We start from the raw sequence: 14003 nt of genomic DNA on the forward strand, positions 1-14003 counted from the left end.
AGTCTCATATGCAGTTAAGATGCGGCGCAGATATAAGGGATTAATGTCCCACTAGCTTTCTAGCCTAAGGAGCGCATCAAGGTGGATGCATTTAGCTTTCGCGATCAGGTCATACGCGACTACGAGCAGTTCGCTCGCAGCTTCACCAACCCGAGGGCGGAAGACATCCGCGGCTACCTGGATGCCGAGTACGGCACTGGGCGTTATTGGCCATCGCCGCTTATCCAGGTCAACCCGTTCTTCGTTGCCGGGCAGAACGTCGAGCAGCTGGTAGCCAGCCGCATCCTGCATCTCGAATGCGCGCACATCTTTCGTTTCGGTAAGGAAGGCGGCAAACCGGGCGTGCCGGCAAGCCTGCACAAGCACCAGCAGGAAGCGATTACCCGCTGCCAGGCCGGTGAGAGCTATGTGCTGACCACCGGCACCGGCTCGGGCAAGTCGCTCAGCTACTTCATCCCGATCTTCGATGCGATCCTCAAGGGCAAGGAGCAAGGCGCCAAGCCGGGCATCAAGGCCATCATCATCTATCCGATGAACGCCCTGGCCAACAGCCAGTGCGAGGAGCTGGAGAAGTTCCTGGCTAGTTATGCTGATGGCAAACGCCCGGTGACATATGGCCGCTACACCGGCCAGGAGAAGTCCGAGGAGCGCGAGCGGATGCGCGTCATTCCGCCGGACATCATTCTTACCAACTTCATGATGCTAGAGCTGCTGATGACCCGGCAGAGCGAGCAAGATCGTGCCATCATCCAGGCAGCGGCAGGGCTGCAGTTCCTGGTACTCGATGAGCTGCACACCTACCGTGGCCGTCAGGGCGCGGACGTCGCCATGCTAGTGCGTAGGGTGCGCGAGCGCCTCAATAGCAACCTGCTGTGCATCGGCACCTCGGCCACTATGTCGACCCAGGGCCCCCTGGCCCAGCGCAACCAGGTGGTGGCGGAGGTTGCCAGCAAGATTTTCGGCGCAGCGGTCAAACCTGAAAACATCATCACTGAGACCTTGCAGCGGGTAACGCCGGCGCTGACGATTCCTGCTGCGGATGTGCTAGCCAAAGCTATCGCTGCCGGTGTGCCGCAGACCCCCGACTTCAAGAGTCTGCGCGAACACCCGATTTCCGCCTGGGTGGAGCTAACTCTTGGCCTGTCGCACACCGAAGGCCGCTGGGTACGCGCCAAGCCGCTGAGCATTGAAGAGTCTGCCGGTGAGCTGGCCGAGGCCAGTGGTGTCGCGAGCGAGCAGTGCGCTGCCTATCTGTCCGAGTTCCTGCTGACCGCCTACCAGTGCAAGGACGTCAACGGCAAGCCGCTGTTCGCCTTTCGCCTGCACCAGTTCGTCTCCGGTGCCGCCGACCTGTTCGCGACTCTGGAGGCGCCCGGTGCCCGCAAGCTGGATCTGTCCGGCCAGCTTGCAGTGGCCGGGGACCGCGAGCGGCGCTTCTACAGTGTGCATTTCTGCCGCAACTGCGGCCAGGAGTACTACCCGGTCTGGGACGAGATCGAGGAGGGTAGCCGTGCCTTTGCACCGCGCAGCATCAAGGAGACCAGTCACGACGACGAAGACGTGAGACACGGTTTCCTGATGACGGATCCCGAGCGCAGCTGGAATGGGGAAAACCTCGAAAGCTACCCAGAAAACTGGGTGGACCTGGCCGGAAGGGAGCCACGCATCAAGCCGGCCTACCGCAAGTACCAGCCGCAGGAGGTGTTCGTCGCCAGCAACGGGCAGAGCCACCTGCAGGGTGTGCGCAGCTGGTTCATCCCCGGCGGCTTCCGCTTCTGTCTGTGCTGCGGCGCCAACCAGTCGCGCGGTCGGGATTGGACGCGGCTGTCTGGTCTGTCCGGTGAAGGCCGCAGCTCGGCCACTACCATTCTGAGCATTTCCGCCCTGCGCTACATGCTTGGAGCGGACAGCGAGCTGGCCGCCGATGCCCGCAAGCTGCTCGGCTTCACCGACAACCGCCAGGACGCATCCCTGCAGGCCGGACACTTCAACGACTTCATGCAGATCCTGCTGATGCGTAGTGCCCTGTTCAGCTGCATGCGCCAGCGTGGCAACGATCCGCTCAGCGACAGCCAGATCACTCAACAGGTCTTCCAAGCCCTGGGCTTTGCCATCGATGACCCATTGATCCGCAGCGAATACCTGCAGAACTCCGGTAACATCGCGCCTCGGCTGCGCCGCGATGCCGAGGAAACCATGCGCAATATCCTCGGTTACCGGTTGTATTTCGACCTGCGTCGCGGATGGCGCTTCAACAATCCCAACCTCGAACAGCTCGATCTGCTGCGTATTGAGTATGAGGATCTGCCGTCCCTGTGCAGCGACGATACCCGCTGGCAGAGCACCGCCAGGCCGGGATCACCCGGCGAGCGTCAGGTTCACCCGATGCTGGCACTGGCCAGCCCGGCGGTGCGGCAGAAACTGGTACAGATGCTGCTGGACGTCATGCGCCGCAACCTGTGCATCAAAACCCGCTACCTCGATCGCTACAATCTCGAAGAGTGGAAGAACAAGAGCCGTCAGCACCTCAAGGAGCCCTGGGCTTTCACCGAGGATGAGATGCTCGCCGAAGCCGGCTACGCCACCCTGAGCAAGCCGCGCAAGGATCTAAATACCGTGACCCTTGGCCTGCGTACCCGCTTCGGTCAGGCCATCAAGGCGCCGTCCTTCTGGGAGGGCGGCCACCATGAGCCGTTGACCGAGGCCAACTACGCGCAGTTCATCCAGGACCTGCTGGATATCGTCGAAAGCTATGGGTTGATCGACGGCGTTGAGCTGGAGAAGGGCATCCGCGGCTATCAGGTGCTCGGCGAGGCGCTGCTTTGGCGCCTAGGGACAGGCAGCCCGCAGCCCAATCCGCTCAACCAGACGGTCACCCGCAACCCCTATTTTCAGCGGCTTTACAACGGCGTGGCCGACATGCTGGAGAGCCAGCAGCGAGACCTGTTCACCCTCGAAGCCCGCGAACACACTGCCCAGGTACCGGCGGAGCTACGCGAGGAGCGGGAAGAGCGCTTCCGCGCTGGCGATCTGCGCGCCATGTTCTGTTCGCCGACCATGGAGCTGGGCGTGGACATCGCCTCGCTCAACACCGTCTACCTGCGCAACGTGCCGCCGACTCCGGCCAACTACGCCCAGCGCAGCGGCCGGGCCGGGCGTTCCGGGCAGCCGGCGCTGATCATCACCTACTGCGCGGCGCTCAGTCCGCACGACCAGTACTTCTTCCAGGAGCCGCGGCGCATGGTTTACGGCGAGGTCAGCCCGCCCACCCTCGACCTGGCCAATGAGGATCTGGTGGAAAGCCACCTGTTCGCCACCTGGCTGGCGGAAACCGGCTGCAAGCTGCCCTCGACCATCAACACCATGCTAGACATGGAAAACCCCAGCGAGATGCCGCTACTCGACGACTATTTGGTCGCCCTAGGCAACAAGAACGCGCTGGCGAGTGCGTGCAAGCGCGGTACCCGGTTGCTGCACATGCTGCGTGGCGAGCTGGCCAGTGCTCAGGGCATCTGGCTGGAGCGCGGCAAGCCGGTGGAGGAGGCCGCCGCTCAGTGGCTGGATGCCAAGCTCGGCTCCGCCTACCTGCGCTTCGATAAGGCCCTGCAGCGCTGGCGTGATTTATACGCCTCCACGCGCCGGCAAATCGACGAAGCCAGCGCGATCATGACCAACCCGGCTGCGCCCGAGAAGGAGCGCAAGATCGCCGAGCGCCGTCACCGCGAGGCAATGATTCAGCACAACCTGCTGCTGGAAACCAGCGGCGGCAGCCACTCGGACTTCGAGACCTACCGCTATCTGGCCAGCCAGGGCTTCCTGCCCGGCTACAACTTCCCGCGCCTGCCGCTATCCGCCTTCATCCCAGGACGCATGGGCGGCGTTGGTCGCGACAGCGTGCTGTCCCGTCCGCGCTTCCTGGCTATCTCCGAGTTCGGGCCGCTCAGCCTGATCTACCACGAAGGCAGCCAGTACCGGGTCAAGCGGGTGATCCTTGGCGTGCGTAACCAGGGAGCGAACGAGGCACGGATCGTCACCGAGGAGGCCCTGCTGTGCCCGGCCTGCGGCTACGGGCACTTTCGCAACCAGCGCCACTACGAGCAGTGCCTGTCCTGCCAGGCGCCACTGGCTGGCGGCAAGGTCATCAACAACCTGTTTCGCATCGAGAACGTCAGCACCCAGCGCGCTACCCGCATCACTTGCGACGAAGAAGAGCGCATGCGCCAGGGCTACGAGGTGCGTACCACCCTGCAGTTCCAGGAAGAAAACGGCGTGCCAAAGGTGGTGCGCAGCCTGATGCTGCAGGGCGATGCGTCGCTGCTCGACCTGCAATACGCCCCGGCCGCTACGGTGTGGCGCATGAACCTGGGCTGGCGGCGGCGCAGGGATACGGAGATCTACGGCTTCAAGATCGATCCGGTCAGCGGCTACTGGAGTAATGACGAACAGGCACCCAAGGAAGAGAACGAGAACGCCGAACTCGACAAGATCCAGGCTCAGCGCATCTCGCCCTTCGTTGAGGATCGCCGCAACATCCTGTTGATCAAGCCTTCGCTGCCGCTGGATGAAGACGCGATGGCCACCCTGCAGTACGCCCTCAAGCGCGGCATCGAGGCCGAGTTTCAGCTGGAGGAAAGCGAGCTTATGGTCGAGCCGATGCCCGGCCGGGACGAGCGCAACAGCATGCTGTTCTACGAGTCGGCTGAAGGCGGTGCCGGTGTGCTCACCCGGCTGGCTACCGATCCGGCCGGCCTGCCGCGCGTCGCCCGACGGGCGCTGGAGATCATGCATTACCGCAGCCCGGACGACAGCTGGTCGCCCGTCACGCTGGAGAACGCCAGCGAGGAGTGCGATGCCGCCTGCTACCGCTGCCTGCTCAGTTACCACAACCAGCCTGACCACAAGCTGCTGGATCGCAAACTCAACGAAGTCACTGACCTGCTTTGCGCACTGGCGGGAGGTACCTTGGAGGTCGGTCACCTCGACGGTGAGGGGCAAGATCACATGGCTAACCTGCGCTGGCAGTCTGCTAGCAGTTTGGAGCAGGCTTGGCTGGACTTCATCGAGCAGCACCAGCTACGCAAGCCGGATTTAGCCCAGCGATATCTAAAAGCCCTGCAGACTCGTCCGGACTTCGTTTACCAGGATGCGCAGGCGCTGATCTATATCGACGGCCCGCAACACGAGCAGCCGGGTCAGCGTGCCTTTGATGAGCAGCTGACTCGTGACTTATCCGATTACGGCTATACAGTCATCCGTTTTACCCGTGATACCAGCTACTGGCCCGATGTCGTGCGCCGCTATCCGGACGTTTTTGGAGATATTCGCGCATGAGCGCTTTTCAGGAGTTTCAGCCCGGCAGCATCGTGAGTGCCCGCGGGCGCGAATGGATTGTGTTACCCGAGTCCGACGGCCCACGCTTACACCTGCGCTCACTCGGTGGTTCGGACGACGATGTGATTGTCATCCATGCGCTGCTTGAACGAGACCCGCCCAAGCCGGCTACTTTTCCGTTGCCTGATGCTAACCAAGCTCAACGTGGCACGCAGAGTTCAGCTTTGCTCCTGCGCGATGCCTTGCTGCTAAAACTGCGCGCTGGGGCTGGTCCGTTCCGTGCGCTCGGGCGCATCAATGTAGAGCCGCGGGCCTACCAGTTGGTGCCGTTGCTGATGGCGCTCAAGCACGAAGTGATTCGCCTGCTGATCGCTGACGATGTCGGTATCGGTAAAACCATTGAAGCAGGGCTGATCGCACGAGAAATGCTTGATCGGGGTGAGATCCAGCGCTTCGCCGTGCTTTGCCCGCCTCACCTGTGTGAGCAGTGGCAGGACGAATTGCAGCGCAAGTTCAACATCCGCGCAGAGGTGGTAACCACTGGCACCGTCGAACGATTGGAGCGTGGTCTGCAGACTCACACCTCAATCTTCACGGAATACCCATTCACTGTGGTCAGCCTGGATTACATCAAGTCTGACCGACGTCGTGATGAGTTTCAGAACGCCTGTCCTGAACTGGTTATCGTCGACGAAGCCCACACCTGTGCTGAAGGTATTAGTCGCGGCAAGCATCAGCGTTATCGTCTGCTACGTGCTTTGGCCGATAACACCGAGCGTCACCTGGTACTGCTTACCGCCACTCCCCATAGCGGCAACGAGGATGCTTACTACAACCTGCTTGGCCTTTTGAATCCGGCTTTTGTGGGTTTGAAGGATGTGTCCCGTGCCGACCACCCGCTGTACAAGCAGCTCGGTGATCACCTGGTTCAACGCCGCCGCATCGACATCAGCGAATGGCAGGACAGCACCAGCTTTCCGCAGCGAGAAACAGCCGAGTCAACCTATAAGCTCAGTGGCGCCTGGGGGGCGCTCTTCAACGAAGTGCTCGACTACGCTCGCGAGTTGGTTCGTGAGTCTGAGGGGCTGGATACGCTGCACCAGCGTCTAAATTGGTGGGCCGCGCTCGCGTTGTTGAGGTGTATTTCTTCATCGCCTGCCGCGGCTGTGCGTGCATTACAGACACGCCTCAGGCGCGCCGCAGCTGATGGAACTGTTAGCGATTCCAACCAGCTAGCCGATATCGAGGCTATTGGCATCAATACCGTTCTTGATGGATCCAGTGAACTGGGGTTGTCCACCGACGATATCGAGCCGGGTGCCGTGGTGGGCGAGGATGCCGAGCGTCTGCGCAAACTGGTGAGTAGGGCAGATGGCCTGGCAGGTGATAACGACCCCAAGCTGCAGCAGTTGATCGTCGAGATCAAGGCGCTAACCAAACAAGGCTACAAGCCGGTGGTGTTCTGTCGCTACATCGCCACCGCTCACTACGTGGCTGCCGCGCTAAAGCCTCTTTTCAAAGAACACGAAGTAGGGAGTGTCACTGGCGAGCTCAGTCCCGGCGAGCGTGAGGAGCAGATTCTTGCTCTACGCGATATCGATAAGCCGGCAATCCTGGTTTCCACAGACTGTCTCTCTGAGGGTATCAACCTGCAGGACGTATTCGATGCCGTGGTGCATTACGACCTGTCATGGAACCCGACTCGTCACGAGCAGCGTGAAGGCCGTGTTGATCGTTTTGGCCAGCGCGCAAGCAAAGTTAGGGCTATGACCCTTTACGGCGAAGACAATCCGGTCGACGGTGCTGTTCTGCAAGTCATCATTCGTAAGGCCGAGAGCATCCGCAAGGCGCTGGGCATTTCTGTACCAATGCCTGAGGATGAAGCCCGCATTAGCCAAGCCATTATGCAGACGGTGCTGATGACTCGTGACGAGATGAAGCACAACTTTTCTTTGGATTTTGGCTTCGACAGTCAACAGTCGATCGAGGACGATTTTGAGAGCAAATGGCAGAACGCCCAAGACAAGGCGCGCCGCAACCAAACTATTTTCGCTCAGCGGGCACTTAAGCCAGAGGACGTAATTCCGGAGTTCGCACGCATGTCCGAGGTGCTGGGCAACGACGCGGATGTACGTCGTTTCGTTACCGCTGCCTGTCAGGCGCTGAATGCGCCGCTAGGTCAGTACCAGAAAATTATGCGTCTTCCGTACGGCGAACTACCCGAGTCGCTGCGTGAGCGTTTGGCCCAGTCTGGTATCGAAAGCCTACGTAATATCGACTTCAGCTACCCGCCGGCAGGCGCAGCGGAGCATGTACACCGCACGCATCCACTAGTGGATGGTTTGGCTGATCAGCTGGCTGAGGAGGCGCTAAAAGGGGACGGCAATGCAGTAGCCAGTCGGGTAGGGGCTTGGTTCACCCAAGCGGTTGCCATCCGGACCACCGTGCTACTGGTGCGCCTGCGAACCCAGCTGACGATGACACGTGCCAGCCAGCGCCGCGAGCTGCTGGCTGAGGAGGCCATCGCGGTTGTCGTAAGCGGGCAAAGCGCACCGCAAGTGATTTCCCCTGCGGACATACTTGTGCTGATGCAGCAGCCAGTGAGCCGCAACATGGCCCCTGAGATGCGCCAGCGCCAGGTTGAACAAGCGTTACAGCAGGTGCAGACCTGGCAGCCGGCACTCGACGAGATTGCTAGTCAGCGAGCCAATGAGCTGCTGAGAGATCACCGCCGAGTGCGCGATGCCGCCAAAGCCAAGGGCACCTACGACGTTTATCCGCAGCTGCCTGTTGATGTGGTAGGTCTCTACGTACTGATGCCGGACGCTCAACTGATCTGAAGCACCCAGACAGCAATGAATGATTGTTTGCAGGCCTTGGCCGGCAAACTAGTAATGGAAATCACCCCATGACCCGCACTATCCACCGCGAATTCGACAGCCTGCGTATCGAAGGCGGTATCTTTCCCGGCGAGTTTCTTAATGCCGTGCGCGAGCTCAAACTCAAAGGGCAGGACAGCACTGACTATGGCCTGCATCGCACCCTGAAACTCCGCGATGAGATCAGTCGTTACTGGCGTATCGCCAAGGCAGAGTGGGAAGTTTTCAACGAAGCCCGCCAACGACAAGATACTGACCGAACCGCGCTGGCTGTAGAGCGTTTTCTGGTTCCCTTACTCCAGCATGTGTTCGCCTTCACTGATCTGCAACCCTGCCGCAATCCACGCTATCTGGGTGAGCGGCGTTTTCCTCTGACCCACGAGGCAGGCTTTGTTGAGCAGGATTTGGCCGATTCTTGCTTTGCATTGGGCGAGAATGTTGGTCATGAGCGCCGCCGTATAGCCCATATTCCGATGGTGCTTACGAACCCTGATTTCAGCCTCGACAAGAGCCATCCAGCTTTCGGGGATGAGGGCCGCCGTCGCTCGCCGCAAGGTTTGCTGCAGGAGTATCTGAACGCCAGCTCAGGGGCACTCTGGGGCATTGTAAGTAACGGCCTGGTTCTGCGCATTCTGCGTGATAACCCGTCGATGACGCGCCCAGCCTTTGTTGAAGTGGACCTAGCCCGCCTGCTCGAAGACGACCTGTACTCTGACTTTGTTGCACTCTGGCTAACGCTGCATGGCAGTCGTTTTCTATCCCTGAACGGAAAAATCGCCCAGTGCTGGCTGGAACAGTGGCGCGAGCAGGCGGTTGAAGAGGGCGAGCGCGCGCGCGAGCATCTGCGCGCCGGAGTAGAGCAGGCATTGCGTGAGCTGGGCACCGGCTTTGTCGCTCATCCGGCCAACCAAACTCTGCGCGAGGCGCTGTCCAGCGGGCAGCTCAGTCCGAACGCTTACTTCCAGCAGTTACTGCGCCTGGTCTATCGTCTGCTGTTCCTGCTCACAGCTGAGGATCGCAACATCCTGCATGATCCGGCTACCGCTACAGCAGAGGCACGCCGGTTGTATGTCCAAGGCTACAGTCTTAGCCTCTTGCGCGAGCGGGCACGCAAACGGCGCTTCTACGACGGCTATGCGGATCTCTGGCAGGCCCTAAGTACCACTTTCACAGCCTTGCACAGCGGTCAGCCCCTACTTGGCCTGCCAGCGCTGGGTGGATTGTTTGCCAGCAACCAATGTCCTGATCTAGACACTGGCCAGCTCGGCAACAAGGCGCTACTAAGCGCCATTCGTGCCGTGACCTGGGCACAACGTAAGACTGGCGCCACCCGCATCAATTATCGGGACATGGATACCGAAGAACTGGGTTCGGTGTACGAGTCCTTGCTTGAACTTATTCCGCGCGTTAATCCAGCGACTTCACCTTGGCAGTTCGGTTTTATCGGCGATGCTGAAGGTGAAAGCGATCAGGGTAATGCGCGTAAAACCAGTGGTTCGTATTACACCCCGGACAGCCTGGTTCAGGAGCTAATTAAGTCTGCACTACTGCCTGTAATCGAACATCGCTTCAAAACCAATCCTGAGCAGCCGCGTGCCGCACTGCTGTCGATCAAGGTGTGTGACCCTGCGTGTGGCAGCGGTCACTTCTTGCTTGCAGCCGCACGCCGTTTGGCTGCGAAAGTGGCTGAATTGGATGCTCAGGGTGACCAATACACGGAAGAGCAGTATCGCCATGCGCTGCGTGAAGTGGTGCAGCACTGCATCCATGGCGTCGACCTCAACCCGATGGCTATCGAGTTGTGCAAGACGGCCCTGTGGCTGGAGGCGCTGGAGCCAGGCAAACCGTTGGGCTTTCTCGATGCGCATATCCAGTGTGGTAACGCGCTGATTGGGGTGTTCGATCCGACAGTGCTGGAGGCGGGCATTCCCGATGATGCCTACAAGGTATTGACTGGCGACAGCAAGACCATTGCCAGCGAGGCGAAGAAGCGCAACAAGCAGGCAGCCAAAAAGCTGGCTGTCAGCCTGCGCATGAGCGGCAGCCTGGCCAGCAGTTGGGAAGCGCTACCGGAAGATACCGTCGAGCAGGTCGCCGCCAAGCAGGCCGCTTGGCAGGCCGCGCAGCAGGGCGATGAAGCCCGCCAGGCGCGGCTGCTGGAAGACCTCTACACCGCGGCCTTCTTCGTGCCCAAGGATGCCGAGCACCAACTGCTGATCCCCACCAATCAGGAACTGATCGCCGCTCATCAGGGCCAGCTCAGCCCGGATGTGGCCGAGCTGGCGCAGGGCATCGCCCGCCGTCAGCACTTCTTTCACTGGCAGTTGGCCTTTCCGCAGGTGTTCGAACGAGAGCACGCTGGTTTTGATGTGGTGCTGGGGAATCCGCCGTGGGAAATGCTGCAGTTCGATCCGCAGGAGTTCTTTGCTTCCCGTGCGCCGGAGATTGCCAACGCGCAGCATATGGCTGCGCGTGAGCGGATGATCGAAGAACTTTCGTCGGCTAACCCAACGCTTTACAGCGAGTTCGAGACGGTGCGTGATGCTGTGGTGAGAGGCCAGTCCTTCGTGCATGGCTCAGACAGGTATCCGTATACCAGTCACGGCCGTATCAACCTAGCTCCTCTGTTTGCCGAAATGACCACCCAGCTGCACGGTCCAACTGGGCGTGCGGGTTTGATCGTCCCCTCGGGAATCGCAACAGACTCCTTCACCCAGTACTTCTTCAGGCATCTGATTGAAGATAAGCGCCTAGTGAGCCTAGTTGACTTTGAGAATAGCCAAGGGCTTTTCAAGGGTGTTCACCGAAGCTACAAATTTTGTGCGCTCACCGTTGGGCGTGGCTTTAACTCAGCATCACTTCAGTTTTTTGCGACCAGCACGGACCAGGTTGGAGATGAACGGCGCATTTTCTCGTTAACGCCAGACGAGTTCACGCTGCTCAATCCAAATACAATGACCTGCCCGGTATTCCGCTCGCAGGCTGATGCCGAGTTGACCAAGAAGTTCTATCGGCGAGCCGGGGTATTCATCCGCAAGGCCAATGGCGATCAGCCTGAGGTCAACCCGTGGGGCATCAACTTTATGCTGATGTTCATGATGAACACGGCCAGTTACCTGTTCCGTACCTATAACGAGCTGATGGAGCAGGGCGGCATCCTCAAGGGCAACAGCATCACCCTGCATGGCGTGCGTTACCTGCCGCTTTATGAGGGCAAGCTGGCGCACCACTACGACCACCGCTGGGCCACCTATGAGCGCGATGGCGAGACCTCCCGCGACATGACCGACGCGGAAAAGCAGCAGCCCGATTGCCTGCCGCTGTCGCGATACTGGGTGGAGGAGTGGCAGGTGGTGCTGCGTACCAGCACCGCACCGCAGGAGCTGGTCAAGGCTTACAACAAGGGTGAGCTGGAAGCCGCCTTCGAGCTGCTCGGCCAGTGGGCGCTCGGCGCGGCGCTGGCGCAGGGGCACCCGGTGGTGGACAAGCTGCTGGAGCGCTTCGCCCCAGCCAGCGGCAAGGATCTGTTCGTCCAGCGCGATACCCGCGCCGCCGAAGCCCTGCAGGCTGCTTCGCCGCTGGATGCCGAGGAGCTGCATGGCCTGTTGCCTGGAGTGCTGAGCGAGTACAAGGATGCGGCATTACGCTGGGGGCAGGAGCTGTTGCGGGTTCGGTGCCCGAGGTTTTTGCTGGGGTGGAGGCGAAGCTGCCGAAATACGGACGAGCGAACCATGATCTCTGGACTCGTTCCTTGGTCTGCGGTCGGAGATAGTTATTTCCTCATGCAGCCGAAAGGGCCTAGCGCAGCACAGGTGGCAGGCTTGTATGCAAATCTGGATAGCTTGGTTTTTGATTGGATTGCTCGTCAGAAAGTGGGGGGGGTCAACTTCAGCTTTTATTACATTGAGCAACTTCCAGTGCTATCTCCCGGTTCCTACACCGAAGCTGACCTGGACTATATCGTCCCGCGTGTGCTGGAACTGGCCTACACCGCCCATGACCTCAAGCCTTTCGCCGAGGATCTGGGCTATGAGGGCGAGCCCTTCCCCTGGAACCCCGACCGCCGCCACCAGTTCAAGTGCGAGTTGGACGCCTATTACGCCCACCTCTACGGCCTGACCCGCGACGAGCTGCTCTACATCCTCGACCCGCAGAATGTCATGCCTGAGGACTACCCCTCTGTCACCTTCCCGACCCTTAAACGCAAGGAGCTGGCCGAGTTCGGTGAGTACCGCACGCAGGTGCGGGTGATGGCGGAGTATGAGCGGCTTGCCGCTGAGTTCTCTGGTCGCGCTACGAAGCACTGAGATGGGGATTGAGATGAGCGCACAAGGGAAAAACGAAGTCGATCCGGTCATGCAGCAATTGCGTGCCATCGCTGATGCCGCGTCGTTGATCGAGCTGGACAAGCTGCTGACCCAGAGCATGGCGCAACTGCAGATCCAGGCTCTTCTTAAAGATGAGGGGTTGAGCAAGGTCCTCGCTCGGGTCGAAGAGTTGTCACAGGCTGAGGATGATGAAGCGGCCAGTCTTCAGGCCTTGGCAGTGCTGGGGAGGCTGGCTGCGGTGGCCAGAGGTCGCGAAGGCGCGGTAAACCGCGCTGTGGTTGCCTTATCGCCCGACCATGACCTGCCGAGCATGGAAGGGCTGGACAGTGACGGCAAGGCGTATGCCGCACAATGCTTGTTGCAGCTGGATACTTACTGGCTGAATGACTATGCGCTTCGCGAATCTGTGGTGCTGGATACTGCAGAGAAGCCCAGAAAACTGCTCATCGAATTGCTGTTGAAGCGCTTTGCGAGTGTTGCCGAAGCGTGGGCGGCGCATGTCGAGGCGCTGGAGCAGTTGGAAGAGATCAGCAATCCCGAGTCGCGTTTACGCCGTGCGCGACGTATCAGCGGAGCTTGGCTGGAGGTATTGCGAGGTGGCTCGTTCGAGCCGGGCGGACAATCCGGTGCGGCATTGAGTGAGTGGGTCGCTGCACTGCTGCAAGGTGATAACAAAGATGTGGATGAGAGTCTGCTATTCAGCATCGTGGATGATTCTTTTGACCTCTTGCTGCGGTTAATTGAGCTGCGCTTTTCCCATGCCATGCTCTCGGACACTTATCAGGTGATAGGGCGGGCACGCAGCCTGCTGGGTCGCGCTCATTGGATTCAATTCCTTAACCATTCGCGTAGCCGTGAGGCGGTCAATCTATGCCTGCGTGAATCCGCGCTAGTTTTGGCCCGCCAGGGTAAAACCGACAAGTCGCTAATGGATGTGATGCAGTCCTTGTACCTGTCCAAGGCGCAGCTGATGAAGGATCTGACTCGCCACTTTGATAAAGCTCAGGAGCTCGATCCTGAGGTGCGCCAGTGGTGGGTCAATGCCGGCGTTGTCACTGGTAGTTCGCGTGCCGTGGTGCACAAGGTGGGTATTTCTGAAGACCAGATGATCGGCGAACTTTTGATCGAGGTGCTCAACACCCAACCTTTCATGGAGGCATTACGGGACTCAGTAGCGCCTCTACTTGAAATTAATGACCCGATTTCGGCTGAGAAGGTTACAGGTGCCGCTGCAGGTTACGCTGATATCGCACGTAATGCTTTGATGCTGGCGCGTATGCGACGTTTAAGCAAAACCGCTCTCAAGGGCGAGGTTGTGGAGTTCAACCCCTTGCAACATGAGTTGCTGAGCGACGTTCGCCAGGGTGTTCGCTCGGTTAAGGTGGTTCGCGATGGGATTCAGAAGGACTTTGGCGGCAGTATCAAAATGCTTATCAAGCCTCGAGTCGAGCCGCACAACTGATCA

4 protein-coding genes are annotated in these 14003 nt (G+C 59.7%); all 4 read left to right on the forward strand.

Annotation, left to right across the window (positions count from 1 at the left end; translation table 11 throughout):
- Positions 1-81 precede the first annotated feature (81 nt).
- The 4 genes from AABM56_RS07555 (at position 82) to AABM56_RS07570 (ending at position 14000) form a co-directional block, all read left to right on the forward strand.
- Entirely contained in the window at positions 82-5331 is a 5250-nt protein-coding gene (locus AABM56_RS07555) for a DEAD/DEAH box helicase (protein ID WP_347883943.1), read from the forward strand.
- Positions 5328-8171, forward strand: a complete 2844-nt coding sequence (locus tag AABM56_RS07560; protein ID WP_347883944.1) for a helicase-related protein — start codon at positions 5328-5330, stop codon at positions 8169-8171. Before AABM56_RS07555 ends, AABM56_RS07560 begins: the two co-directional genes overlap by 4 nt.
- A gap of 68 nt (positions 8172-8239) precedes the next feature.
- The gene (locus AABM56_RS07565) at positions 8240-12517 is read left to right on the forward strand and encodes an N-6 DNA methylase (protein WP_347883945.1); all 4278 of its coding nucleotides are present in this window, start codon (positions 8240-8242) and stop codon (positions 12515-12517) included.
- Positions 12471-14000, forward strand: coding sequence for a hypothetical protein (locus AABM56_RS07570; RefSeq protein WP_347883946.1), 1530 nt, complete (start codon positions 12471-12473; stop codon positions 13998-14000). The genes AABM56_RS07565 and AABM56_RS07570 overlap by 47 nt, the downstream gene beginning before the upstream one ends.
- The last annotated feature ends 3 nt before the right edge of the window (positions 14001-14003 follow it).

Source organism: Pseudomonas aestiva (assembly GCF_039908605.1).
Classification (GTDB): Bacteria; Pseudomonadota; Gammaproteobacteria; order Pseudomonadales; family Pseudomonadaceae; genus Chryseomonas; species Chryseomonas aestiva.

What these genes read in the sequence shown, in the direction of transcription:
- AABM56_RS07560 (WP_347883944.1), top strand. Translation starts at nt 5,328, where the DNA reads ATGAGCGCTTTTCAGGAGTTTCAGCCCGGCAGCATCGTGAGTGCCCGC.
- AABM56_RS07565 (WP_347883945.1), top strand. Translation starts at nt 8,240, where the DNA reads ATGACCCGCACTATCCACCGCGAATTCGACAGCCTGCGTATCGAAGGC.
- AABM56_RS07570 (WP_347883946.1), top strand. Translation starts at nt 12,471, where the DNA reads ATGAGCGGCTTGCCGCTGAGTTCTCTGGTCGCGCTACGAAGCACTGAG.